This is a genomic window from Enterococcus sp. DIV1328a, assembly GCF_050536905.1.
In the GTDB taxonomy this organism is placed as follows: domain Bacteria; phylum Bacillota; class Bacilli; order Lactobacillales; family Enterococcaceae; genus Enterococcus; species Enterococcus faecalis.
This window is the reverse complement of sequence record NZ_CP172912.1, coordinates 107,541-131,526: the sequence shown is the minus strand read 5'-3', so window position 1 is coordinate 131,526 and position 23,986 is coordinate 107,541. Positions and strand designations below refer to the sequence as shown.

The following is a 23,986-nucleotide window of genomic DNA, read 5'->3' as shown; positions in this document are numbered from 1 at the left end:
GTCCTTTTTTTAAAAATCTTTATCTGTAAATGAATAGGGCAATAATGCCTCAACTGTCATTGTTTTAGTCGCGCCATCTTTACCAACTAGCGTGACTGGCATTTGTGGATCAAAGAATTCAGCCATTACTTGACGACAAGCGCCACATGGAGAAATGGGTGCCTCTGTATTACCTGCTACAACTAAATGTTGGAAGGTCCGTTCATCTTCTGAAATGGCTTTAAAAATCGCCGTTCTTTCTGCACAATTTGTTAAACCAAAGGAGGCATTTTCAATGTTGACTCCTTGATACATTTTTCCGTCTGCAGTCACTAAGCAAGCGCCCACAGGAAAGTTAGAATACGGTACATAGGCGTGTGCCAATGCTTCTACGGCACAATCAAGCCATTCTTGTTTTACTGTCATCTTTTTCGCCACACCTTCGTTTAATTTGAAATACGAATTAATACCCTTCGCCAGTTGCGCCAGAAACAATTGCTACACCCGTACTTGCACCGATACGTGTTGCCCCCGCTTCAATCATTGCTAGCGCTTCTTCTGCATTATGCACGCCACCAGAAGCCTTAACGCCCATGTCAGGACCAACTGTCTCACGCATTAAACGAATGTCTGCTACTTTAGCGCCGCCTGTTGAGAAGCCAGTAGATGTTTTAACGAAATCGGCACCTGCTTCTTTGGCTAATTCACAAGCTTTAACTTTTTCTTCGTCTGTTAATAATGCTGTTTCAATAATCACTTTGACTAACGCTTTTCCTTTGGCTGCATCTACTACGCCTTGAATGTCTTGACGTACGTAATCGTATTGTTGTGATTTTAATGCACCAATATTAATCACCATATCCACTTCATTCGCACCATTTTTAATTGCATCAGCTGCTTCGTATGCTTTAACTTCTGGTGTATTCGCCCCCAAAGGAAAGCCAATAACGGTACACACAGCGACGTCGGTATCAGCTAATTGCTCGCTAGCAAAAGCGACCCAACAAGGATTGATACATACAGAGAAGAAGTTGTACTCCTTAGCTTCGTCAATAATTTTTTGGACAGCGGCTTCTGTCGCTTCTGGTTTCAAAATAGTGTGGTCAATCATGCGGTTTAATTCCATGATGAGAATTCCTCTTTTCTTTTTGTTTTATTCCGTAATAATATCGTGAATCAAAATAGGCTCTTCGCCGGTTGGTCCAATTTCAATGTTTTTATAAAGCAATTGTTCGACTTCTGTCACGTCTTCACGATTGGCATAAATGGTTAGTAATGATTCGCCTTTTTCAACTGGGCTCCCTACTTTTTTGTGAAGTTTCAAGCCAACTGCAAAATCAATCGTATCTTCTTTCGTAGCCCGACCAGCGCCCAGCAACATTGCGGCAACGCCAATTTCATTGGCAACGATTTTTTGTACCACGCCTGTTTCTTTGGCAGGTAAATCAAATTGATAAGTTGCGGTTAATAATTTTTCTGGCTGGTCAACAACGGAACTGTCGCCGCCTTGATTTTCAATCATTTCTTTAAATTTTGCGAGCGCTCGACCGCTTGTTAAAGCTTCTTCTAATAAAGCCCGTGCTTCGTCTAACGTCTCGGCTTTTTTAGCTAAAACGACCATCTGACTTCCTAAGACATAGCACATCTCCACTAAATCTTCTGGCCCATTTCCTTGCAAGGTCTCGATTGCTTCAACGATTTCTAAGCTATTTCCGATGGCCTCCCCTAAAGGTTGTGACATGTCTGAAATTACTGCCATCGTTTGGCGATTTGCCAGTTTTCCAATGCGAACCATTGTTTCCGCTAATCGACGAGCACTTGCTAGGTCTTTCATAAAGGCCCCTTCACCAGTAGTCACGTCTAAGACAATCGCATCTGCCCCTGCGGCAATTTTTTTACTCATAATGGAACTTGCAATTAATGGAATTGAGTCAACAGTGGCGGTCACATCACGTAACGCATAAAGTTTTTTGTCTGCTGGTGCTAGATCACCTGACTGACCAATTACTGCCACTTTTGTATCGTTCACCAATTGAATAAAACGTTCTTCTGTCAATTCAACTTTAAAACCAGGAATCGCTTCTAATTTATCCAACGTACCGCCCGTATAGCCTAAGCCACGACCAGACATTTTTGCTACATTGACCCCGACACTAGCAACTAATGGCGCTAAAATAAGCGTCGTAGTGTCGCCTACGCCACCTGTAGAATGCTTGTCGACTTTGATTCCTTCTATAGAAGAAAGATCCACAATTTCGCCTGAATGGACCATTGCTAACGTCATTTGTGTAATTTCTTCGTCTGTCATATCTTGGTAAAAAACAGCCATTAAAAAGGCACTTACCTGATAATCTGGAATTGAACCATCTGTGTATCCGTTGATAATAAATTGAATTTCTTCGCTTGTTAGTTGATGCCCGTCACGTTTCTTTTCAATAATGTCTACCATTCTCATGAATTCGTTCCCTCCGATTTCCCGATAATGTATTATACAACAAAATCGTTCAGCTTTAAACCATTTAGTAAACCAGTTTACTATTATTTTTTTCTTGTGAAAACGCAAACAACACGAACATTCCATTTCTAAGCTGTTTTTTAAATCGGTTTTGTGCTTTTTCTAGCAATAAACGTCGCATCAAAAACTTTATTTGGAACTTTCCCTGTTGGATCTGCAATAGCTTCCACCAAAAATTTTGCTGCATAATAGCCAATATCAAAACTCGGCTGATAGACGGTTGTTAAACTCGGCACCAAATATTCGGAAATTTCCAAGCCATCAAAGCCAACCACCGAAATATCGTCAGGAATTTTCTTGCCCGCTTCTTCAATGGCTTGATAAGCTCCCATCGCCATTTCATCATTACCACAAAAAATTGCTGTGATTTCTTCATTTTTCAAAACTTCTTTCGCCGCAGCATAGCCGCCATGCAAGTTCAATTCCCCAGCACAAACATAATGCGGACGAAAAGGTAAATTGTTGTCCTGTAACGCATGCTGATACGCCGTCACTCGTTCCGTTAAACGATAATAGCCGGCACTTTCGCGCAACATACCTATATGCTGATGCCCTTGTTGGATCAAATGATGGACCGCTTGATAAGCACCTTCGTACTCTTTAACGATTAGTCGTCCGCTATCTCGTGGATTAATCCCACGATCGACAAGAATGACAGGAATCGGATGTTCTCGTCGGTCTTTTAAAATATGATTTTCTGGCAAAACATTCGGCGTGGCAAAAATAATGCCATCCACCGACCGATGAATCAACTCGCTAACATATTGCATCGCTTGCTCGGAATCATGCTTTGAATTGCATAACAAAATCATGTAGCCTAACGAATTTAAATATGTTTCCACACCTTCAATCACTTTTGAGAAAAAGAAATCCGTCACATCTGGCACAATCATACCAATGGTTTTGGAATGACGGTTGATTACATTCGAAGCAAAGTAATCTGGTTTGTAATGATTTTCAGCGACTACCGCCAACACCTTGTTGCGGGTTTTTTCACTGAAACGACTCCCTTTATTATTCAGAATTTGTGAGACGGTTGTGACAGAAACACCAGCCATATCAGCAATTTCTTTAATCGTTAGTTTCATCGCGCCCCTCCCAACGTCTCCTTTTGCATTGACAGACATTTGTAGACGTGTTACAGTCTTCAAAATACTTATCGAATCTTTTACATTTTAACAAAAAAAAGACAAAAGAAATAGACTAAAAAGATTAAAAAACAAAAGAAAATGGAGGCTATTTTTTTCATGGAAGAATCCCGTGTCCGTCAATTACCAAAAATCGAGCTGCACTGTCACTTAGATGGGTCGATTCGACCAACCACTTTACGCACCATTGCTGAAAAACAAAACATTCCATTACCCCAAGACGAACAAGCCTTGAAAGAGTTAGTGGTTGCCCCTGAAAAATGCACCGATTTGAATGATTATTTAACTCGGTTCGACTTCGTGCTAACCTGTCTACAAACAGCTGAAGCTTTGCAAGCAGCGGCGTATGACGTGATTAGCCAAGCTGCAGAAGATGGCGTGGCTTACATAGAGGTGCGTTTTGCGCCTTCCCAACATACAGAAAAAGGCTTACGGTTACCTGAAATCGTGACTGCTGTTTTAACTGGCTTAAAACAAGGCGAAGAAGATTTTGGTGTAAAAAGCAATGCACTGTTATGCGGCATGCGGCATGACCAACAACAAGCCATAGAAAAAATCGTTCACTTAGCGCATGATTTCAGAGAGACAGGCGTTGTCGGCTTTGATTTAGCTGGCAATGAAGTCGATTTCCCTCCATACACATTTGAAGACGTATTAGCTTTAGCCAACCAATTGTCAATTCCATTAACACTCCACGCTGGGGAATGCGGCTGTGGCAAAAATGTCGCTGATGCTGTCACTTTAGGTGCTACTCGGATTGGTCACGGTATTGCTTTGAAAGATACACCCGAATATTTGGCGCTCTTAAAAGAAAAAAAGGTTCTTTTAGAAATGTGTCCAACTAGCAACTTCCAAACAGGCACCGTCAAAACATTGGCTGAATACCCTTTTCAACAATTTATAGAGGCTGGCTTAGCCGTCTGCATCAATACCGATAATCGCACTGTTTCAGATACTACGTTAACGAAAGAATTCATGAAATTGGCCACTTGGTATCAATTAAGTTATGACGAAATGAAGCAACTCACTAAAAATGCGCTTGCAGGTGCTTTTTTATCGCCAGACGAAAAAAAACTGTTGAACCAAAAAATTGATCAAGCGTATCTATTCTAAAAAAGAACCTCCACTAAAGTGGCGGTTCTTTTTTACTCTGCTTCTTTAACACTTCGTAAAATATAATAGCCTTTGTCTTTTGTCACAATTTCAACATTGCCAAATACTTCAGCCATTTTCTTTTCTGCACTAGGTGCACCTTGTTTCTTTTGAATAACTACCGTTAGTGTGCCACCAACTTTCAACAACGGAAAAGCCCCTGTTAAAATGCCATGGACAACTTTTTTGCCTGCACGAATGGGCGGATTGCTAACAATCGCCGCGTAGGTCGTTTCGTTTAAGGTTTCATACACATTGGAAGAATGAATATCCACAGTAGTAATTTGGTTGCGTTGGGCGTTCATTTGAGCTAGCCCAACTGCCCGTTGGTTGACATCTACCATTTCCACCAGTCGACCAGTCGCCGCTGCTAAGGACAACCCAATTGGTCCATAGCCACAACCAACATCTAACAAACGGCCTGCTGGTAAATTTTCCCATTCAAAGGCATCAATCAACACACGAGAACCATAATCCACTGTTCCTCTTGAGAAGACCCCGCTATCGGTCGTAAACTGAAAGGTCCGACCACGTAATGGAAAAGACCAGCTTTCTAAATCATGTGCTAATTCTGGATTTTCTGTATAATAATGATTCGCCATTTTGTTCTTCCTATCTATGCTTGTTTTGGTTTTAGTCTACCTTTTATTTCTCGAACAATCAAGGCACCTAATAATTCATAGCCCACTTGTGAAAAATGCAAACCATCCGCTTGTAAAAATTCATCCGTTCCAGGATAAACAGTCATCGCTTTATACAAATCAATAACTGGCAAGTTATGTGCCGCTCCGACTTCTTGTGCAACCTTGACCAATTCCTTGATACGCGTTTGTGGACGTTCTGGACGTCTGCCACTATCCGCATATGGTGGCGTAATTAAAATCACCTTTTCTGAACCAATTTCGTGAATCATTGTTTCAAGGTTTTCTCTAAACGTGGTTACTGTTACCTTTCGATCCAGTGACGCATCATTGGCGCCAAAGAAAATCACCACTTCATCAGGTTTCTCAATCAGTACTTCTTTATTTAATCGTTTTAAACCATCCTCTGTTGTATCGCCAGGCATTCCAGCATTAATAACGGCCACTTCTTCTAGACCCATCGCAGCAATATCCCGTTTCACTAAGTCAACAAGAACAGGTGAGACGGCTTCGTCTAAATAACCAGCAGTAATGCTATCACCAAATAATACAATTTTTCTCATGGCTTTTCCCCTCTTTTCTAACAGTTTTCTCTTTTCATGATACCATTTTCATCATAAATTGGCGAAGAAGGGAATTCTTTTGTAAAATCCTGTGTTTCCCTTGTGAAATTATGGTAAAATGTACAAAGATTGAACAGGGTTTGGTGGAGGAACAATGGACGATAAAATGAATTACTACCCAATTTCCAGAGAAGAATGGCATGGGTTTTATCATGACGGCAAAGCACCGTTAACCGAAGCAGAATTGGATAACATTAAAAGTGTGAACGACCAAATTTCACTAAAAGATGTACAAGAAATTTATGTACCCTTAACGCATCTTATTCATTTATACATGAAAGAATTTGAATCGCTAACACTTAGCAAAGGATTATTCCTACATGAATATGTCTCTGTACCACCATTCATCATTGGAATTGCCGGCAGTGTCGCCGTTGGTAAAAGCACCACCGCTCGTCTTTTGCAAAGAATTCTGGCCCGAACGTTTAAACGAAGAAACGTTCAACTCATTACAACGGATGGATTTTTGTATCCCAATAAAGTGTTAGAAGAACAGGGAATTATGGACCGAAAAGGGTTTCCTGAAAGTTATGACATGGAGAAGCTAATTAATTTCTTAAACGAAGTCAAAAGCGGCAAAGACGAAATTAAAGCACCCGTCTATTCTCACAGTGTCTACGATGTTATCGAAGGCGAATATGAGTTGATTCAACAACCAGATATTCTGATTGTTGAAGGCATTAACACATTACAGTTACCCGCCAATCAACAAATTTATGTGAGTGATTTTTTTGATTTTTCTATTTTTGTGGATGCCGATCCAGCCTTAATTGAAAAATGGTACCTAGAACGTTTTGGGGCCTTATTAGATACGGCTTTCTTAGATCCTAATAATTATTATTACCAATATGCAATTGGCAAACGAGAAGATGCTTTCGCCATGGCACGGAATGTTTGGAAAACCGTGAACTTGCCGAACTTGGAGGAATATATCTTGCCAACGCGCGGACGTGCGGACATTATTTTGCATAAAACGGAAAATCATTTGATTGACCAAATCTATCTACGTAAATATTAAGGGTTGACGAGCTAAGAAATATCCTGTATCTTTTGTAGAAATATCCTTGAAAATTTTCAGCAGAATGCATGACTTTCAAGGAGTAAAATGTTTTAATAAGTATAGCTAGACAAAGAAGAGTACGGAACAAAAGTGAACCACTTTTTAACCGCCTGATTCTCGGCTGTTTAAAAGTAGCCCCTGCGGAATTAAGCCAAAATTTTCTAAAAATCGTAAAACAATTTTTGAAAATCCTTTCTTAATTCTTGGTGCTGACCACTTTTTAACCGCCTTTTCTTTAGATAAATTTAAATGGATAAGGGGTAATAGACGTGACTAACGTTGCCGATTTGACATCTGTCGAAAAAATTATTGTTTTAGACTTTGGTAGTCAGTTTAACCAATTGATTACTCGTCGTATTCGTGAATTTGGCGTATTCTCTGAGTTATTAAGCCACCGAACTACGGCAGAAGAAATTCGCAAAATCGCGCCTAAAGGAATCATCTTCTCAGGTGGACCAAACAGCGTGTATGACAAAGATGCTTTTAGCATTGATCCAGAAATTTATGAGTTAGGAATTCCCATTCTTGGCATCTGCTACGGTATGCAATTAATGACTCATAACTTAGGCGGAAAAGTAGAACCTGCCGCAAACCGTGAATACGGAAAAGCAGAATTAGAAATCCTTGGTGATGCGACATTATTCCAAGGAACACCTGCGAAACAAACCGTTTGGATGAGCCACGGTGATTTAGTAACAGAAATCGCTCCTGGATTCGAAAAAGTTGGGACAAGCAACGATTGTCCAATCGCTTCTATCGAAGATGCCAACCGCAAATTCTACGGCGTACAATTTCACCCAGAAGTTCGTCATTCAGAATATGGTAACGACTTATTACGTCACTTTGCTTTTGATGTGTGTGGCTGTACTGGTGACTGGAGCATGGAAAACTTCATCGATATGGAAGTCGCTAAAATCCGTGAACAAGTAGGCGATAAAAAAGTCTTACTTGGTTTATCAGGTGGCGTTGACTCAAGTGTTGTCGGCGTACTTTTACAAAAAGCCATTGGCGACCAATTAACTTGTATCTTCGTTGACCATGGATTATTACGTAAAGGTGAAGCAGAGCAAGTAATGGAAAGTTTAGGCGGTAAATTTGGCTTAAACATTATTAAAGTAGATGCGAAAGAACGCTTCTTAAGCAAATTAGCAGGCGTTTCTGACCCTGAACAAAAACGTAAAATCATCGGTAACGAATTTGTGTATGTTTTTGATGACGAAGCAACTAAACTTGCTGGGGAAGAAGGCGTTTCATTCCTAGCACAAGGAACTCTTTACACAGACGTCATCGAATCTGGTACAGAAACTGCGCAAACAATTAAATCACATCACAACGTTGGTGGTCTTCCTGAAGACATGCAATTTGAATTAATTGAACCTTTAAATACATTATTCAAAGACGAAGTTCGTGCCTTAGGAACTGAACTTGGCATGCCTGATGCAATCGTTTGGCGCCAACCATTCCCAGGACCAGGATTAGGTATTCGTGTGCTTGGTGAAATTACAGAAGATAAATTACAAATCGTTCGTGATTCAGATGCTATCCTACGTGAAGAAATCGCAGCAGCTGGCTTAGATCGTGACATTTGGCAGTACTTTACTGTCTTACCTGGCATCCGCTCAGTAGGCGTTATGGGCGATGGCCGTACCTACGATTACACAGTCGGTATCCGTGCTGTGACTTCTATCGACGGCATGACCGCTGACTTTGCCCGTATCCCTTGGGATGTTTTACAAAAAATCTCTGTGCGCATCGTGAACGAAGTTGCACATGTAAACCGTATCGTGTACGATATTACTTCAAAACCACCTGCAACTGTGGAGTGGGAATAACAATCAACCCGCTAGAAAACCTATAAAATAGGTGTTTCTAGCGGGTTTTCTTTTGTGTTATCACACTTTCCTCCCACCATTCTCCATTTTTCCTTTGCTCCACCGCCCTCAAAGTCCTATAATTTAATCATAAGAATAGTGGCTATTAATAAAATTCATCAATTAAAAGGAAGCGATTTTAACATGTCAAAAGAAACTTTTCTTAAGTATGGTTTTGTTGTCCTCTTCATAGGAATTTTTTTACTTCGTGCCCAAAAATTTATTTCTGAGCCCCTTTCGTACCTTTTTTCGGGTATTCTTTTGCTTATTGTTGCGTATTTAATACTCGTGAAAAAAATGAACTTTTTCTCAAGTTTGCTCACAGTTACCGACCAGCCTTCTTCTATCCAACAACGATTAGGTCAAATCTCTGGTCTTGTCAGTTTATTGATTGGTTTACTTCTGGTAATTTTTTCAGTCATTTTATAGACACTTTTTCACTATTGTTCTTATAAAAACAAGACGTTCTTGTTTGGCCTTTGACGTTGTCGTATACTATAAATAATAAATAAGCTATGAAGGAGTAAATTAATGAAAAAAAGTGTTATAACTAGTTCTATGTTAGCGGTTTTATTGTCGGGATTTCTCGTTACCCCTATTTCTGCTTACGCTTTGGAACGCTCTAAGGGAACTACTGAAGAAACGGTGGCTTCAGAAACATCTCTAACGGAGCAACAAATGAGTAGCGGTGTCACTGAAGAAATGAATCCAAGCATCATAAATTCTCAAGAGGAAACAGAAACAACTTCCACTTCCTCAACCTCCGATTCTACCACTGAAGTTTCTACATCAGAAGTAACAACTGTTAATGATACAGAAAATAGTAGCGACGATACTGAAACTACTTTGGAAACATCACAAAGTAATGAGGACACACCTGTAGCACCGGCAAAAGCAGAAGAAAAAGTTCCTGATATTAATTATCAGACACATATCCAAGACATCGGATGGCAAGGGGTTGTCAAAAACGGGGAAATATCTGGGACTAGCAGACGCTCTTTACGTCTTGAAGGAATTAAAATGAATATTTCAAATTCAGATTTGGCTGGATCTGTAGAATATAGAACACATGTCCAAGAAATTGGGTGGCAAGGATATGTGAAAGATAATCAATTGTCTGGTACAAGCGGAAAGTCTTTGCGGCTCGAAGCGATTCAAATTCGCTTAACTGGAGAAATAGCTAACGCATATGATGTTTATTATCGTGTGCATATAGAAGATAAAGGTTGGTTGAATTGGGCAAAAAACAGTGAGTCCGCAGGTAGTCAAAGCGCCGCTAAAAGATTAGAAGCCATTCAAATTAAATTAGTGAAGAAGGGCGAAGCGGCACCTGAAGGATCTGGAAAAGCCTTTTTAATTGGAAATGAAGCAAAACGTCCAGATGAAATCAAACCAAATGTCAATTATCAAACACACGTGCAAGAAATCGGATGGCAAGGGTTTGTTAGAAATGGTGAAAGCGCTGGTACTAGTGGAAAAAAACTACGATTAGAAGCGATTAAAATCAATCTTAGTGATGCTGCTTTAGCCGGAAATATAGAATATTCGACACATGTTCAAAGTATTGGTTGGCAAGAGAAGAAAAAAAATGGTGAGTTATCTGGTACTAGTGGGAAAAAATTACGTTTGGAAGCGATTAAAATAAACCTATCTGGAGATGTTTCCAGATATTATGATGTCTATTACCGTGTTCATATCCAAGATAAAGGTTGGTTGAATTGGGCAGCTAATGGTGCACCATCTGGGAGTCAATCTGCATCTAAACGATTGGAAGCTATTCAAATCAAAATAGTTAGAAAGGGTGAAGCGGCTCCTAAAGGATCTGGAAAAGCTTTTTTAGTTGGCGATGAAGCTCGCACACCAGCAGAGATAGCAAACAGATTACGTGCAGAAAGATTAAAGAAAAAACCTTATTATTATTCTCAACGTGACCCACAATGGATTAATACTTATATCGGAAACTATACCATTGGCGCAGCAGGATGTGTTCCAACAAGTTTATCTATGATTTTAAGAGGCTCTTACGGTTATAATGTAAATCCTGTCAGTGTTGCAACAAGAATGGCATCTTATGGCGGGTTAAATCAAAGATACTTTGGCGCTTCTGCAACTGATTTAGTGATAACAGCTCAATCATATGGCCGTTCGATCAAAGTTATTAATGATGTAGCTACATTGAACGCCTATCTTTCTGAAGGATATCCTGTTATTTTATATCAAAATGTTGGGATTGGACATGCTATTGTTGTTCATGAGTACAAAAATGGTTACACTTTAACCTATGATCCATACAGCCGCCAGTTTTACTCAGGTTGGGTGTCAACACAAGCACTTTGGAATACTCCGTCAAATGATCCAATTGATTGGACAGAAGGCCGACCATGTTTCGTTATTTTATAGGAGGATATAATGAAAAAAAAACTTATTGTACTATTGTTAGCCTTATTTTTAACGGCATGTAGTAATAATACTGGGGGAAAAAATAGAGACGCTTCATCTACTGAAGTATCAACTAAACAGCAAACTACCCAGTCTTCTAAAAAAGATAGTAGTAATCCGGACACAACACCAACTTCTACATCATCTATAACAATTGAAACAACCGAGAATTTAAAGAATAGAGAATTGAATCCAACAGATGATGTTTCAAAAACTAGACGACAATTGTATGAACAAGGAATTAACAGTTCAACAATTACGGATAAAGAACTAAAGGAATATATATCAGAGGCTAAAGAACAAAAGAAAGATGTCATTGATTATATTAAGCAAAAAATAAATCAATAAAGTTATCTCATATTGATTCCCCCTTGACTCTCCCTTCACTCTTGGCTATGATTACCTTAGCAAGTACAATGGTGTACTGTGAACAGTCGAGCAACGGCGCTCAAAAAGATTGGCTTTCGTGCATTCTTTTTGAGGGCTTTTTATTTTTAGAAAGTAGGGAAATTGAATGAAAAAAATGTACCGCAGTCCGTATGAAGCATACCCGTATCTATCTTCTAAACCAGAAGATTTACGATGTGATTTTGAATTAATGACTGATGAATTGGCCTCGATGACAGGTCTTCTACGAGGATATGTGCAACAATTAGACGTCCCTGAACAGCCTGCACTAACAGAAGAACTAGCCAAAATTTGCGAGTTAATCTACCATGTCAATCCAACGACCCGAACAAAATTAACAGTCACAGAGGACGAAATAGCCTGGCTTTTGGAACGTGTCAATGCTATGAATGAACTGACATACGAAGAAAATCGTCCTTTTGTTTTACCGATGGGCACAATCTGTTCCTCTTATGCACACATTTTAAGAGCCAAAGCCAAAGATATTGTTCGTTTACTTTATCGCATGGACTATGGTGGTAAAAAAATTGATCCGCAGCTGTATGATGTAGTCAACTTACTCTCAGGTTACTTTTTCATGTTAGCTTTGTACCTAAATCAGCTCGAAAATGGTGAAGAAGTTCCCTTTGTTTCTCGCAACTATTCTATTTAATTTGGAGGAAGATGATGAATTCATTACCAATACTTGAAAAAGCAGTGGGCGCGATCACCCTGCTTTCCGAAGAAAAACAAAATGCCGAATATGAAGGCTTTTTATGTCAAGTTAATGAATCGCAACAACTTATCCGCAGTCGCTTAGCCAAAAAAACGCCGAAAAAAGAAGGCTATTTTGTAGCCTTCTGGGAAAAAAATCAACAAAATCAGAACGAAGCCTTTGATGCTACGGAAGCCCCTGAAATGTTAGCAATTGTCATTGCTGATCAAGAAAAGCAAGGTCTCTTTCTTCTGCCGAAAGAATGTTTAATCCAACAAAAAATTCTCAAAATGCACCAACAAAAAGGCAAAATGGCGGCCCGTTTTTATCCTTCTTGGTGCCAAAACCTTAATCAAACCGCAAAAAAAACACAAAAATGGCAACTAACTTACTTTACTGATTTATCTAAATACTAAAAACGTCAGTTGGCTTCAGAAGCCAGCTGACGTTTGTTTATTTTACTGTTTAGCCAATTGGTGGCGTACCTTCTGCGTTCCCAGCAATCGCTTCGATTTGAATCTGGGCACCTTTTGGTAAATCCGTCACACCAATCACTCTTCTGGCAGGCGTGCCTTCAGGGAAGTACGTTTGGTAGACGTCATCTACTGCCGCCAGCTCTTCAATCTCTTTCACAAAAATATTCACTTTCACCAGATCAGCTAAGCTGTGATCCACACTTTCAATAATCGCTTTGATGTTTTCTAAGCATTGCGTCGTTTGTTCCTTGATTCCGCCAGCGACTAACGCATTTGTTTTAGGGTCCAATGGTAGCTGAGCTGATAGATGGTTGTAATGAGAAAAAGCAACAGTTTGTGTCGAAAATGGACACTTCGGTGCGTGCTCTGTATTATTTGCTTCAATAATTAATCCATGTCGATCTTCAATCGCTTGTGGTGGCGTACCATCCCCATGAGAAACCACCGCTTCTACTTGCACCGCCGCGCCCATTGGTAAATCAGCAACAGCAATCACTGTTCGTGCTGGCATATAATTGACCGTACGCGCAATTCCTGAATCTGGGAAAAAAGCGGCATATACTTGATTGACAGCTTCTAGCTTAGATAAATCTTTTAAATAAATATTGACCTTCACAATATCATCAAAAGGCACATCAATACTGGTTAAAATGGCTTTTATGTTTTTCAAACATTGTTTTGTTTGCGTTTTAACACAGTCAGCCACAACTCTGCCCGTTTGAGGATCTATAGGCAATTGTGCAGACAGATTGTTATAGTGAGAAAACGCGACCGTTTGACTGGCTAGAGCATCAATTGGTGCCTGAACAGTCTGATTTGTTAATTTAATTAAATCCCCAGCTTGAGGCGCATTAGGGATAGTTCCTTCCCCATTTGAAACAAGTGCCTCCATTTGAACGGAAGCGCCTAACGGCAAATCTGTGACGGCGACCACTGTTTTAGCTGGATAATAATGGGTAAAAAAGGCCGCATAGACCTCCTCAACTGCGGCAGCATCCCGCATATCTTTGACAAAAATGGTCATTCTGACAATGTCACTCATCACATGGTTGATACTTTCAACAACCGCTTGGATATTTTTCAAACATTGTGTCGCTTGGGCCCGAATGCCACCTTCTACCAATTGTCCAGAGGTTGGCTCAATAGGTAACTGTGCCGACAAATGATTATAGTGGGAAAATGCGACTGTTTGGGCTGCGAGAGGATGCTTTAGTGCACGCTCTGTATTTCTTGCTAAGACGATATTTTCATTACTCATAACTCTACTCCCTTTTTTAGCATTCCAACAAAATGATTCCGCTTACATTTTCAAGCATTAAACTTCCAACAAGATCCTTTTTATTTTCCTGCTTTTCTATTAATGGTGATAGCTTTCCACCACCACTTCTTTCAGTCTACAATAAGAACAGGAACATTTCAATAAGGCATTCCTAAATTGATTGTTGGCCCTCAAACAAATCTTCTTCCGTTAAAGAAGGCTGAGGTCGGGAAAGAACCGTTTAGCTCCGAGAAATAAGAAGAAATTTCCGAAAATTGCTCTTTAATTTTTGGAGAATTTCGGCTTATTTCCGAAGGAGTTGGTTCTGTTCCCGCCGTTTATCAGGTTTTGATCCTGGGACAAAAATCCAAAGTGGTTTTTGTCCCAGGATCAGTCTTTATAGATACCTCGTTAGCTTTAACTAGTTTTATTTAACCACCATATACTCACGATAATTTTCCGAGAACGTATCCATTAGCGTATAAATTCGTTCAAAATCATAGTCACGACTAGGGTCATCATACCAAACACATTGAATACTTCCAATAATTGGAAGATTTGGGCTACCTGCTGGCACATCTGTAAATGCTTTTTTCGACATATTTGCTAAAGCATCGTCATATTGATAAATGCCAGAATCAACATTGCCAGCGACCCAATACCACGCATCATTGGTATTAAAAATTTTGTGTCCTTTTTGAACAAAGTACTCAGGTTTGGCTACGTCATATCCGCTCCAACCGGCTGTCCAATAAGAAATAATAATCTCTGGGTCAAATGTACCGAAAGAATCGTCGCTGTTGTAATAAATGCCATCATTGAAGCTCATTGGCTGCATGCCCGCATCTTTAATTATTTTAGCTAAATCATTCGCATAAGCGACAAAATCCTTGTAGCGCCCAGAAGATTGCAGTTTCGCCCAACCGCCTGTGTCGACATCATTTGCATACTCATCGCCACCAAAATTGAAAATTTCACTATGCGCGGAAAAATAAGCCACGTACTTACTGATAATCGCCTTTGTGAAATTCACTGCCTTTTGGTTCCCTAAATCTACTGTTCGTTTTGAGCCATCAAAAGCGGGATTTTTAATCGCTAGTTTTTCCATGGCCACTAACAACGCATCCATATGTCCTGGACTGTTAATCACGGGAATGATGTTGATGTTGCGCGCTTTCGCAAAAGCCAACAACCGATCCATTTCTTTTTGTGTTAACGCGTTGCCATTAGGATCATTGTAATATGCGTTGTTGCCTCGTTGGATTGCTTTTGAAACCCGGTTGTGGTTGTATTTTTTACCATTCACATTGACCGACATATCATCCAAAATAAACCGTAAGCCATCATTTCCTAAAATTAATTGGACATCTGTGTACCCATTTTGACTGGCTTTGGCTACTAATTCTTCCAGTTGCTCCACGGAAAAATATTTTCTTCCCGCATCAATGGAAAAGACACTTTTTAAAGGTTGTGTTTGTTTCTCTTTTAAATTATCCAAAGCTGTTTGGACCTCCGTTTGCCAAGTAGTCACTTGCGCGGCTGTATACGTTTTTCCCGCAAGTTCTGTTGCGACTGTCTCTTTTGTTGTTTGTAGTGCTTGAATCGTTTCTGGTGTATAGCTTTCTGCCTTTTCAATGGCTGTAACTGCTTGATCCAACGCACGATATAAAGTGGTTAAGTCAATGGCTAACAGGCCTTTTTCTAATTCAGCATCATAGGTATTTGAAATCCCTTGGCCATAATCGCCACCTAAAATAGCTTTATTCACATCATAAAGCGTCGTTGCTTGTGTCACTGCTTCTGCGGCTTTATTTTGTGCTTCAAGGTCTGTGTTGGCGTAGCTAATTCGTTTTAAATAGTGTTGCGCAGCCGCTTGCATCTCTGCAAGAGAAACGCCTTTACTCTCTGCAATGGCCGTTTTTGTCCAAAGTAAATTAGAAGGTTTTATCTGATTTAAATCGTCTTCATTATAGGTGCGACCATCGCGATCTAAGGCATAGAGGAACATGCCCCCTAAATTATTTTCATAAGAATAACGAGCTACTTTATACATGTTACTTTCCATATACGGCTCTTTTGTGTCATACCAGCGGTTGCGATCTTGCTCTTCTGGGAAAGTTAATCCTGGAACAAATCGTTCCCCATTGAGAACCGGACTTAAATTATTTAATGCTCGTTGCGTGCGTTGGTCATCGCTGCCATACTGTTGATACGCGAGAAAATCGAAACAGTCACTGACATCTTGTAAAGGTGGTAAATATTCTGCATTGGTATCATACAAAAATGGACGATCCGTTCCCGACTTCGGTCCAATGTATTTTGATAATGCACGAATGACACCATTAGATAGAACAATATCTTTTTCACTTGGACGAGTTTCCATGTCAATATCTAACCCATCAATTCCTAAATCATCGACAAATTTGGTTAACAGCTCTTTCGCATAAGCATCAAATTCTGCTTCTGTAGGCGTTGTTCCTGCGTAAGGAACTTTTAATAGCTCGCTGTAATCAATCCCACGAACTAAACGAACACCTCGTGCATGTAATGCTGGCGCATACTCATTTTTTAACGTATCATAAAATGGCTGTGCAAGTGCTTCTTGTCCTTTTGGCACATAACTAAAGACATTCACAATGTCAATACCATAAGGAATATCGTGCATCGTTAGCCAATTTTCATCTGGCAATGTTGTATTAACTCCTTGCATCGTTTTGTCACGCCAAGCCCGATAGTAAACCATAAAATGTTTCTCTTGGTCCGGTTCATTGGCTTGGCTGACCATTGGTTGATGAAACAGACTAAATAAGATAAACGCCAAGCCAACCAATAACGAAAGACCTAGCCAACTGACAATTGTTTCTCTGTTTTCTCCTCTTCTTGTCGATAAATTGTTCCCCACTTTGAACACCATTCCTTTCTGCACTCCGTTCATTTTGGTGTATCCACCTAAAAAGAAAGCGCATACACAACCATCAATAGAATAACAAAAAATAACGAATTTGCAAAATAGAAACTGGAAAAATGAGGATTTTCTATAAAAATCTTTTCCCGCCTAAAATCACTTTTGTTAGACGGCGTTTAAATGTAAATTTTGAGACATGCAAGAAAAATAGGCCTATTTTTCTTGCAAGTTTCCTTTACTTAGTCGTGATCAACATCGGCGATTTTCACAACAATTTTCCCTTGTGCTCGTCCTGTCAGTGAATAATCCACCGCTTCTTGAATTTGGCTAAAAGGAACGACTCGGTCAATTATCGGCTGTAATTTTCCCTGTTCAATGAACTCAGTGAGTAAAGCTAATTGCTCGCCATCGGGACGCATAAACAAAAAATGATAACTAACATCTGTGGCTTGCTCCAAGCGATGAATCTTGCGAGTAGCTATTTTAAAAGCCCATTGTTTCCAAAGCGGCAAGCCATACTCTTTAGCAAAACGTTCGTTGGGAATGCCTGACAATGTAACGACTTTTCCCTGAGGTTTAACCACTGAGAAAGCTTTTTCTAAGATTGTCCCCCCCATTGTATCAAACACATAATCGTAGTCGGATAAAACTTCTTCAAAATTTTGTGTCCGATAGTCAATCACTTCATCTGCTCCCAACGCTTGAACCCATTCTTTATTTCTACTACTCGTTGTGGTGGCAACGTAAGCGCCTGCTAGTTTTGCTAATTGAATCGCAATGGTTCCAATCCCTCCTGAACCTGCTTGAATCAGGACTTTCTGGCCTGGCTGCACATTCATAATATCATGTAGCGCTTGATAACTTGTCAAACCGACTAACGGAATGGCCGCAGCTTCTTCAAACGTTAAATTTTTCGGCTTCATAGCTACAGCCGCTTGATCCACTGCAATATATTCAGCAAAAGTTCCCACGCAATTTTTGGGTACTCGCCCGTAAACTGCATCGCCCAGCCTAAAATTTTGAACTTTTTTTCCAACAGAGACAACAATCCCAGCAAAATCACTGCCTAAAATCAGTGGCATTTGATAATTTAAAAGCATCTTTACTTTGCCATCTTTTGTTTTTAAATCAATCGGGTTGATACTGGCAGCGATAATTTTGACCAAAACATCGTTGTCATGAATGGTGGGTAAGGGCACCTCCTCGATTGCTAATTCTTTTTGTCCGTATTTATGAATTAAAGCGGCTTTCATCATTGAATCTTTCCTCTCTTTACTATCCTTTTTATCGGTTTAAAAGTTTAAACCTTTAATCAATTAGTATCTTAACGAAAAATGGGATCCACGTCAAGTTTCAGCCCTCAGCGTATTTTATTGACAAAAAACACGAAAAATGGTTTAATCGTTTAAAAATACGAACCAAAGAGGCGAAAGATTATGAAAGAATTAGAAGGAATTCAAACAGAATTTACTGCGCTTAGTGATTTTTTAATCGCATTGGGTGATGAAAAACGCCAAGCAATTATTATTGCACTGCTAGAAGACCAGGCCTGTGTTGGCCGTCGTGTCACTGAGTTAACAGAGGCGACACAACTCTCACGCCCCGCTGTTTCTCACCACTTAAAAATTTTGAAACAAGCCAAATTAATTGATTGTCGCAGTGAAGGAACTAAAAATTATTACTCACTTTCTCACGATACCACCAAAATTGAGCAACTCCAACAACTATTGACCCACATTACGTCGATTAAGCCAGGGAGGAAGCAAGCATGAAAAAAATTCTCGTGGTCCTCACAAACGTCTCCCGTTATCACGGCACCGAAGAACCAACGGGCCTCTGGCTAGGTGAAGCCACGGAGTTCGTGGAAGAAGTAACCAAAGCAGGATTTTCAGTTGACTATATTAGTCCCCAAGGAGGCTATGTCCCTTTGGATCCCCGGAGTATGAAATATGTAGATTCATCCATTATGGCGGTTTATGAAAGTGCCGATTTTCAAGAACGAGCGCTAGCGCATTCCCTCTCTCTTGAAGAAATTGAGCCAGATGAATACGCAGCGATTTACTTTACAGGAGGCCATGGCGTTATGTGGGACTTTCCTGATAATCCTCAGTTGCAAGCAATCACTCGTAGCCTTTACGAACAGGGCAAGTACCTAACTTCTGTTTGTCACGGAATTGCTGGTCTTTTAAATGTCAAAGATGCGTCAGGAAATTATTTGATTGCAGATAAAACCATTACTGGCTTCACTACTGCAGAAGAAATTTTAGCCATGAAAAAAGCAGTTGTTCCTTTCTTAAACGAAACAATTGCCAAAGAACATGGTGCTACTTTTGCGAAAAAGCGTCCCTATAAAGAATTTGCGTATCAAGATGGCCGTATAATCACTGGGCAAAATCCTTTTTCTGTCCGCGCTGTCGCAAGATTGTTAATTCAACAACTATCAAAATGAAACAACAGCGACTACTTTTAGGTAGTCGCTGTTGTTTCATTGCTTCTTCTTTTTTCCGAAAGCCGAAGCCCTAACATAAAAAATTTTTGATTAGCTAAAGAGTAACATCGCGCCAATTAAGATAATTAGGTTAATTAAGCCTAAGACAATCATTGGTTTGGCCATGAATTTTGTCCAAGTGGCATATTGAACTTTGGAAATTTCCAAACCACCCATTACGACACCAGATGTTGGCGTGATCAAATTAATCAAGCCACAACCTGAAGCAAAAATCATAACCATCACTTCTGGACTTAAACCAATGTTTTTAGCTAACGCACCCATTACAGGAATAGAAACGTACGCTAAACCAGAAGTTGAAGGAATTAGGAAAGATAAACCTAAGTATAAAACAAAGGCACCGATGACAAATAAGACTGGGGAGAGTCCTTGTAATAAGCCTGCCGCTTTATCAAGGATAAATGAATCTAAATACGTTTTAGACATCAAAACAGATGCCCCGCGAGCAACTACGATAATTAAAACAACGGATAACATATCTTTGGCACCGTCGATAAATGCTTCAATGGTTTCTTTTTCAGTAAAGCGACCAATCAAGGCAGCAATGATCCCTAAAAGGAAGAACCACATCGCTAAGTCGCCAAAGTACCAGTCACCGAAACTGTTGCCTGTTAAAACAGACGTCCAGCCTTTGAAAATCGTCACTCCAAAGTCGTTCCATGGAATTAAGGAAACAATCATAACGACAAAACAGAAAGCGAATACCATTAAGATTTTTTTATGACGATTCGTAAATGGCATTTCTTTCGACGCTGCTTGTCCATACGTTTTTTCCATATCCTCTTGTTCTTGTAAAGATAAAATTGTTGAACCTTTGTCCGCCTTCACTTTTTTCGCATAACGCATCACAATGAAAATAGAATAGCTGGTAGAGGCCGCCCACAAAATAGCACCGACAATTAAAATAATTCCTGTATTCGGCTGAATGCCAATACCTCGCAACGCATCCATCGCTACCCCTGTGGAGAAAGGGTTAACCGTTGAACCGATAACACCTGATCCTGCACCCAATAGCACAGTCCCCACTGCGACAAACGTATCAAAACCAGCGGCGACCATGGTGGCACTCAATAAACCATAAAAAGGAATTGTTTCTTCTGCCATTCCATAAGTCGACCCACCAATAGAAAATAAAATCATTAAAATCGGAATGATTTTCAATTCGTTCCCTTTTAACTTTTTAACGACTGATTGAATCCCTGCTTCAAGAGCCCCAGTTTGCGTCACAATATTTAAAAAGCCACCGAGTACTAAAATAAAAATATTAATTTCAATGGCATCTTTAAACCCATTGAATGGAGCCATGATAATATCCGATAATTTGGCCCCTACCACGTGGTCAACCATTTTGCCATCAATTTCTCTTGGGGTAAATGGCTGGCCATTTAGCAAGACCGTTACGATACCTAAAACAATTAAAATAATAAATAAAATACTAAAAGACGAAAGCTGTTTTTTGTTTTTCTTCTTTTTTTCTGCCATATCCTTTTATACAGGAACCTACTTTCCTGTATCTCCCTTCTCTATGATTAATTACTCAATCGATCAATAAAGAATGGCGTATCTAGAAAAGTTAAGAATTTATGACTGTAGCTAATACGGTTCATTTGGACTAATTTTTTCATAACACTGCTTGCTGTTTCCCGCGTGGTTCCACTCATTCGTGCAATGTCATTAATGGTAATTGGACAAGCAATTGCAACGCGTTCTCTGTTGTCAATTCGTTCTCCTAAATCATTTAATAACATCGCCAGTGATGTCACAATCCGTTCACATGCATCATTGGTTGTTCCTTTTTGGATTTTGATCATACTTTCTTTTAAAAGGACCGATTGTTCTTGAATCCAATGAATCAATTGCTGGGGATTATTTTGGAGAAAACGCTCAAACAGTTTAACTGGCACAAACACAACCTCAATATCCGTATAGGCAATCGCGGAGTCGTAATGAACCTCATCTTGAAACAGTCCGATTCTCGGAAAAAGAGCCTGCTTTTTCATAAAATGCAGATAGGAAAAATTACCACTGCGATCATTTTTTTCAATTTTAATGACACCCGAAACCAATAAAATCAAATGATTTCTCGGATCACCTGGATAAAAAAGGACTTGGCCTTTTTTATAGGAGCGAACGAAACTCTCGTTGCGCAATTCTGTTAGTTCTGATTCAGAAAAGTATTGAAAATCTTGATTATTTTTAGTGATTATTTTCTCTATCATCATCTTAATTCTCCTAAATACTATACTTTATTTTGTCACAACCGTTCCTACGATTTCATCGCCGCTCATACTTCCTAAGTTTTCCAAAGAAGTGATAATTGCTTGTTTATTGGGTTGGCTTTCTACAAACTGAATGGCGGCTTCAATTTTCGGTAACATACTACCTGGTGCAAAATGACCCGCTTGTTTGTATTCTTCCAACTCTGCTACAGTGACATTGGTTAATTGTTTTTCATCTGGTTTGCCATAATTAATACACACATAATCCACGCCAGTTAAAATAACTAGTGCATCCGCATCCACTAATTCTGCCAGTTTTTCAGAAGCAAAATCTTTATCGATTACTGCTTCGACACCTTTTAATTCTTGTCCTACGACAGGGATGCCACCACCACCACATGAAATGGTAATTATATCATTTTTTATTAAGGTATTAATAGTCTCAGCCTCGTGGATGTCAATTGGCTTAGGACTTGGAACGACTTTGCGCCAGCCACGTCCTGCATCTTCTTTAAAAATAGCACCTGCTTGCATTGCTTCTTTGGCTTCAGCTTCTGTTAAAAATGGACCAATCGGTTTTGTTGGATTTTTGAATGCCTCATCTGCTGGATCTACGACCACCTGTGTTAAAACAGTAGCCACTTGTTTCTTGATTCCTGCTTTGTTTAATTCTTGATTAAGCGCATTGGACAACCAGTAGCCGATACTTCCTTGTGTCATAGCAACACACGTATCTAGCGGCATCGCTGGATTTTTTTCAGAATCAGCTGCTTGTTGTTGCAATAATAGATTTCCGACTTGTGGACCATTGCCATGTGAAACAATCAACCGATGCCCTTGTTTAATTAAATGAACTAAATAGGCAGATGTTTGAACTAATGCTTGCTGTTGTGCGTGTGCGCTAGCATCATTTGAAAGGATGGCATTTCCGCCTAGTGCAACGACCATTTTTTTCCCCATTACAAATCCTTCTTTCCTATCATAATAAAGAATAGGCCGCCCTTCAAAAGAATCTCTTAAAGGGCGAAACGACTATTCTTTTTTCAATGTTTTTTCAGTTGCTTCCTACACACGAGGAATGAATAAATTGCCTAAAGTAGCTGCCATGATCGCTTTAATGGAATGCATTCTGTTTTCTGCTTCTTCAAATTGACGACCATATTTACTGCGGAAGACTTCATCCGTAATTTCCATTTCAGTAATGCCAAATTTTTCAGCAACCATTTCACCGTATTGTGTTTTCGTATCATGAAAGGCTGGCAAACAGTGTAATACAATTAAATCGCCATCCATGTTTTCGGTTTTTTCTAACATAGCCATATTAATTTGATAAGGTTTCAACAGATTGACACGTTCTTCAAATTTATCTTCTTCACCCATGGACACCCAAACGTCTGTATATAACACGTTGGCTCCTTTAACGCCTTTAGCAACGTCGTCTGTAATCATTAATTCTGCACCAGATTCTTTCGCAAATTCTTTTGCGTAATTAACGACTTCATCAGAAGGGAACAATTCTTTTGGTGCACAAATGCGAACATTTACGCCTAAAATAGCACCTGTCACTAACAAGCTGTTTGCCATGTTATTACGGCCATCGCCGACGTATACTAAAGTGATTCCTTCTAAACGACCAAAGTTTTCTTTCACTGTCATAAAGTCCGCAATCATTTGTGTTGGATGCCATTGATCCGTTAAACCATTCCAAACAGGAACACCAGAATATTTCGCTAAATCTTCCACTACTTCTTGACTAAACCCACGGAACTCAATCCCGTCAAACATACTACCTAAAACAATCGCTGTATCTTCAACAGATTCTTTTTTACCTAATTGAATATCGTTGGCGCCTAAATACTCAGGATGTGCCCCTAAATCAATCGCTGCTGTCGTGAATGCAGAGCGTGTCCGTGTCGAAGTTTTTTCAAATAAAAGAGCGATATTTTTTCCTTCTAAATAGTGATGTGGAATCCCTTTTTTCTTCAATTCTTTTAAGTGAATACTGAAGTCTACCAAATACTCTAATTCTGCTCTTGAAAAATCTTTTTCTGCTAATAAACTACGTCCTTGAAATACTGAATTCATGATG

At 39.6% G+C, this 23,986-nt stretch carries 23 protein-coding genes; 10 read left to right on the top strand and 13 right to left on the bottom strand.

Annotation, left to right across the window (positions count from 1 at the left end; translation table 11 throughout):
• Positions 1-9: 9 nt before the first annotated feature.
• The 4 genes from IGL93_RS00600 to IGL93_RS00585 all read right to left on the bottom strand — a co-directional run bounded on the left by IGL93_RS00600 (position 10) and on the right by IGL93_RS00585 (position 3,582).
• Complete coding sequence (locus IGL93_RS00600; RefSeq protein ID WP_002387503.1) at positions 10-474, bottom strand: cytidine deaminase; 465 nt, start codon at positions 472-474, stop codon at positions 10-12.
• Positions 443-1,105: a deoxyribose-phosphate aldolase gene (gene deoC, locus IGL93_RS00595; RefSeq protein WP_002356166.1), complete on the bottom strand. Its 663-nt coding sequence runs from the start codon at positions 1,103-1,105 to the stop codon at positions 443-445. The genes IGL93_RS00600 and deoC overlap by 32 nt, the downstream gene beginning before the upstream one ends.
• A 27-nt stretch (positions 1,106-1,132) precedes the next feature.
• On the bottom strand, positions 1,133-2,434 hold the full coding sequence (locus IGL93_RS00590) for a pyrimidine-nucleoside phosphorylase (protein WP_002356165.1): 1,302 nt from the start codon (positions 2,432-2,434) through the stop codon (positions 1,133-1,135).
• 140 nt (positions 2,435-2,574) lie between these two features.
• Entirely contained in the window at positions 2,575-3,582 is a 1,008-nt protein-coding gene (locus IGL93_RS00585) for a substrate-binding domain-containing protein (protein WP_002356164.1), read from the bottom strand.
• Between the two features lie 141 nt (positions 3,583-3,723).
• On the opposite strand from IGL93_RS00585, the gene add reads away from it, so the two are divergent.
• Positions 3,724-4,755, top strand: a complete 1,032-nt coding sequence (gene add, locus IGL93_RS00580) for an adenosine deaminase (protein ID WP_002356163.1) — start codon at positions 3,724-3,726, stop codon at positions 4,753-4,755.
• 32 nt (positions 4,756-4,787) lie between these two features.
• Here the strand turns inward: add and IGL93_RS00575 are convergent, their stop codons facing one another.
• Together IGL93_RS00575 and IGL93_RS00570 are read right to left on the bottom strand one after the other, a co-directional pair.
• Positions 4,788-5,396: a class I SAM-dependent methyltransferase gene (locus IGL93_RS00575; protein WP_002356162.1), complete on the bottom strand. Its 609-nt coding sequence runs from the start codon at positions 5,394-5,396 to the stop codon at positions 4,788-4,790.
• Between the two features lie 14 nt (positions 5,397-5,410).
• Entirely contained in the window at positions 5,411-5,998 is a 588-nt protein-coding gene (locus tag IGL93_RS00570) for an SGNH/GDSL hydrolase family protein (protein WP_010775502.1), read from the bottom strand.
• A 154-nt stretch (positions 5,999-6,152) separates the two neighbouring features.
• Here IGL93_RS00570 and coaA point away from each other — a divergent pair, with 154 nt between their 5' ends.
• The 7 genes from coaA (at position 6,153) to IGL93_RS00535 (ending at position 12,946) form a co-directional block, all read left to right on the top strand.
• Entirely contained in the window at positions 6,153-7,076 is a 924-nt protein-coding gene (gene coaA, locus IGL93_RS00565; protein ID WP_002356160.1) for a type I pantothenate kinase, read from the top strand.
• Between the two features lie 311 nt (positions 7,077-7,387).
• Entirely contained in the window at positions 7,388-8,950 is a 1,563-nt protein-coding gene (gene guaA / locus IGL93_RS00560) for a glutamine-hydrolyzing GMP synthase (protein WP_002356158.1), read from the top strand.
• Between the two features lie 138 nt (positions 8,951-9,088).
• The gene (locus IGL93_RS00555) at positions 9,089-9,418 is read left to right on the top strand and encodes a hypothetical protein (RefSeq protein WP_025192637.1); all 330 of its coding nucleotides are present in this window, start codon (positions 9,089-9,091) and stop codon (positions 9,416-9,418) included.
• A 102-nt stretch (positions 9,419-9,520) separates the two neighbouring features.
• Positions 9,521-11,389: a C39 family peptidase gene (locus IGL93_RS00550; RefSeq protein WP_033789685.1), complete on the top strand. Its 1,869-nt coding sequence runs from the start codon at positions 9,521-9,523 to the stop codon at positions 11,387-11,389.
• A 9-nt stretch (positions 11,390-11,398) separates the two neighbouring features.
• Positions 11,399-11,776 carry a hypothetical protein gene (locus IGL93_RS00545; protein ID WP_010775490.1) on the top strand — a complete coding sequence of 126 codons (378 nt, stop codon included), beginning with the start codon at positions 11,399-11,401 and terminating at the stop codon, positions 11,774-11,776.
• A gap of 166 nt (positions 11,777-11,942) precedes the next feature.
• The gene (locus IGL93_RS00540) at positions 11,943-12,488 is read left to right on the top strand and encodes an ATP:cob(I)alamin adenosyltransferase (protein ID WP_010775489.1); all 546 of its coding nucleotides are present in this window, start codon (positions 11,943-11,945) and stop codon (positions 12,486-12,488) included.
• Positions 12,489-12,502: 14 nt separating this feature from the next.
• Positions 12,503-12,946 carry a MepB family protein gene (locus tag IGL93_RS00535; protein WP_010775488.1) on the top strand — a complete coding sequence of 148 codons (444 nt, stop codon included), beginning with the start codon at positions 12,503-12,505 and terminating at the stop codon, positions 12,944-12,946.
• 49 nt (positions 12,947-12,995) lie between these two features.
• Here the strand turns inward: IGL93_RS00535 and IGL93_RS00530 are convergent, their stop codons facing one another.
• The 3 genes from IGL93_RS00530 to IGL93_RS00520 all read right to left on the bottom strand — a co-directional run bounded on the left by IGL93_RS00530 (position 12,996) and on the right by IGL93_RS00520 (position 18,425).
• The gene (locus IGL93_RS00530) at positions 12,996-14,264 is read right to left on the bottom strand and encodes a RidA family protein (protein WP_010775487.1); all 1,269 of its coding nucleotides are present in this window, start codon (positions 14,262-14,264) and stop codon (positions 12,996-12,998) included.
• 427 nt (positions 14,265-14,691) lie between these two features.
• On the bottom strand, positions 14,692-17,199 hold the full coding sequence (locus IGL93_RS00525; RefSeq protein ID WP_010775486.1) for an EndoS/ChiA family endoglycosidase: 2,508 nt from the start codon (positions 17,197-17,199) through the stop codon (positions 14,692-14,694).
• A gap of 209 nt (positions 17,200-17,408) precedes the next feature.
• A complete protein-coding gene (locus tag IGL93_RS00520; protein ID WP_010775485.1) occupies positions 17,409-18,425 on the bottom strand; it encodes an NADP-dependent oxidoreductase in 1,017 nt (338 codons plus the stop codon).
• A 180-nt stretch (positions 18,426-18,605) separates the two neighbouring features.
• Between IGL93_RS00520 and IGL93_RS00515 the strand changes: the two genes are divergently transcribed.
• A complete protein-coding gene (locus IGL93_RS00515; protein WP_010775484.1) occupies positions 18,606-18,941 on the top strand; it encodes an ArsR/SmtB family transcription factor in 336 nt (111 codons plus the stop codon).
• Positions 18,938-19,618, top strand: coding sequence for a type 1 glutamine amidotransferase domain-containing protein (locus tag IGL93_RS00510; protein ID WP_010707958.1), 681 nt, complete (start codon positions 18,938-18,940; stop codon positions 19,616-19,618). The genes IGL93_RS00515 and IGL93_RS00510 overlap by 4 nt, the downstream gene beginning before the upstream one ends.
• 90 nt (positions 19,619-19,708) lie before the next feature.
• Here IGL93_RS00510 and IGL93_RS00505 read toward each other — a convergent pair whose 3' ends face one another.
• From IGL93_RS00505 to argF, 4 genes are all read right to left on the bottom strand, one after another.
• Positions 19,709-21,160, bottom strand: coding sequence for a YfcC family protein (locus IGL93_RS00505; protein WP_002383451.1), 1,452 nt, complete (start codon positions 21,158-21,160; stop codon positions 19,709-19,711).
• A 47-nt stretch (positions 21,161-21,207) separates the two neighbouring features.
• Entirely contained in the window at positions 21,208-21,900 is a 693-nt protein-coding gene (locus tag IGL93_RS00500) for a Crp/Fnr family transcriptional regulator (protein WP_002363490.1), read from the bottom strand.
• A gap of 24 nt (positions 21,901-21,924) precedes the next feature.
• Positions 21,925-22,857, bottom strand: coding sequence for a carbamate kinase (arcC, locus tag IGL93_RS00495; protein ID WP_002356132.1), 933 nt, complete (start codon positions 22,855-22,857; stop codon positions 21,925-21,927).
• Between the two features lie 105 nt (positions 22,858-22,962).
• Entirely contained in the window at positions 22,963-23,985 is a 1,023-nt protein-coding gene (gene argF / locus IGL93_RS00490; RefSeq protein ID WP_161299076.1) for an ornithine carbamoyltransferase, read from the bottom strand.
• Position 23,986: the final 1 nt, after the last annotated feature.

What these genes read in the sequence shown, in the direction of transcription:
- add (WP_002356163.1), top strand. Translation starts at nt 3,724, where the DNA reads ATGGAGGCTATTTTTTTCATGGAAGAATCCCGTGTCCGTCAATTACCA.
- IGL93_RS00540 (WP_010775489.1), top strand. Translation starts at nt 11,943, where the DNA reads ATGAAAAAAATGTACCGCAGTCCGTATGAAGCATACCCGTATCTATCT.
- deoC (WP_002356166.1), bottom strand. Translation starts at nt 1,105, where the DNA reads ATGGAATTAAACCGCATGATTGACCACACTATTTTGAAACCAGAAGCG.
- IGL93_RS00535 (WP_010775488.1), top strand. Translation starts at nt 12,503, where the DNA reads ATGAATTCATTACCAATACTTGAAAAAGCAGTGGGCGCGATCACCCTG.
- IGL93_RS00510 (WP_010707958.1), top strand. Translation starts at nt 18,938, where the DNA reads ATGAAAAAAATTCTCGTGGTCCTCACAAACGTCTCCCGTTATCACGGC.
- IGL93_RS00520 (WP_010775485.1), bottom strand. Translation starts at nt 18,425, where the DNA reads ATGATGAAAGCCGCTTTAATTCATAAATACGGACAAAAAGAATTAGCA.
- IGL93_RS00545 (WP_010775490.1), top strand. Translation starts at nt 11,399, where the DNA reads ATGAAAAAAAAACTTATTGTACTATTGTTAGCCTTATTTTTAACGGCA.
- IGL93_RS00585 (WP_002356164.1), bottom strand. Translation starts at nt 3,582, where the DNA reads ATGAAACTAACGATTAAAGAAATTGCTGATATGGCTGGTGTTTCTGTC.
- IGL93_RS00515 (WP_010775484.1), top strand. Translation starts at nt 18,606, where the DNA reads ATGAAAGAATTAGAAGGAATTCAAACAGAATTTACTGCGCTTAGTGAT.
- IGL93_RS00530 (WP_010775487.1), bottom strand. Translation starts at nt 14,264, where the DNA reads ATGAGTAATGAAAATATCGTCTTAGCAAGAAATACAGAGCGTGCACTA.
- IGL93_RS00500 (WP_002363490.1), bottom strand. Translation starts at nt 21,900, where the DNA reads ATGATGATAGAGAAAATAATCACTAAAAATAATCAAGATTTTCAATAC.
- IGL93_RS00570 (WP_010775502.1), bottom strand. Translation starts at nt 5,998, where the DNA reads ATGAGAAAAATTGTATTATTTGGTGATAGCATTACTGCTGGTTATTTA.
- IGL93_RS00575 (WP_002356162.1), bottom strand. Translation starts at nt 5,396, where the DNA reads ATGGCGAATCATTATTATACAGAAAATCCAGAATTAGCACATGATTTA.
- IGL93_RS00550 (WP_033789685.1), top strand. Translation starts at nt 9,521, where the DNA reads ATGAAAAAAAGTGTTATAACTAGTTCTATGTTAGCGGTTTTATTGTCG.
- arcC (WP_002356132.1), bottom strand. Translation starts at nt 22,857, where the DNA reads ATGGGGAAAAAAATGGTCGTTGCACTAGGCGGAAATGCCATCCTTTCA.
- IGL93_RS00525 (WP_010775486.1), bottom strand. Translation starts at nt 17,199, where the DNA reads ATGAACGGAGTGCAGAAAGGAATGGTGTTCAAAGTGGGGAACAATTTA.
- IGL93_RS00505 (WP_002383451.1), bottom strand. Translation starts at nt 21,160, where the DNA reads ATGGCAGAAAAAAAGAAGAAAAACAAAAAACAGCTTTCGTCTTTTAGT.
- IGL93_RS00590 (WP_002356165.1), bottom strand. Translation starts at nt 2,434, where the DNA reads ATGAGAATGGTAGACATTATTGAAAAGAAACGTGACGGGCATCAACTA.
- coaA (WP_002356160.1), top strand. Translation starts at nt 6,153, where the DNA reads ATGGACGATAAAATGAATTACTACCCAATTTCCAGAGAAGAATGGCAT.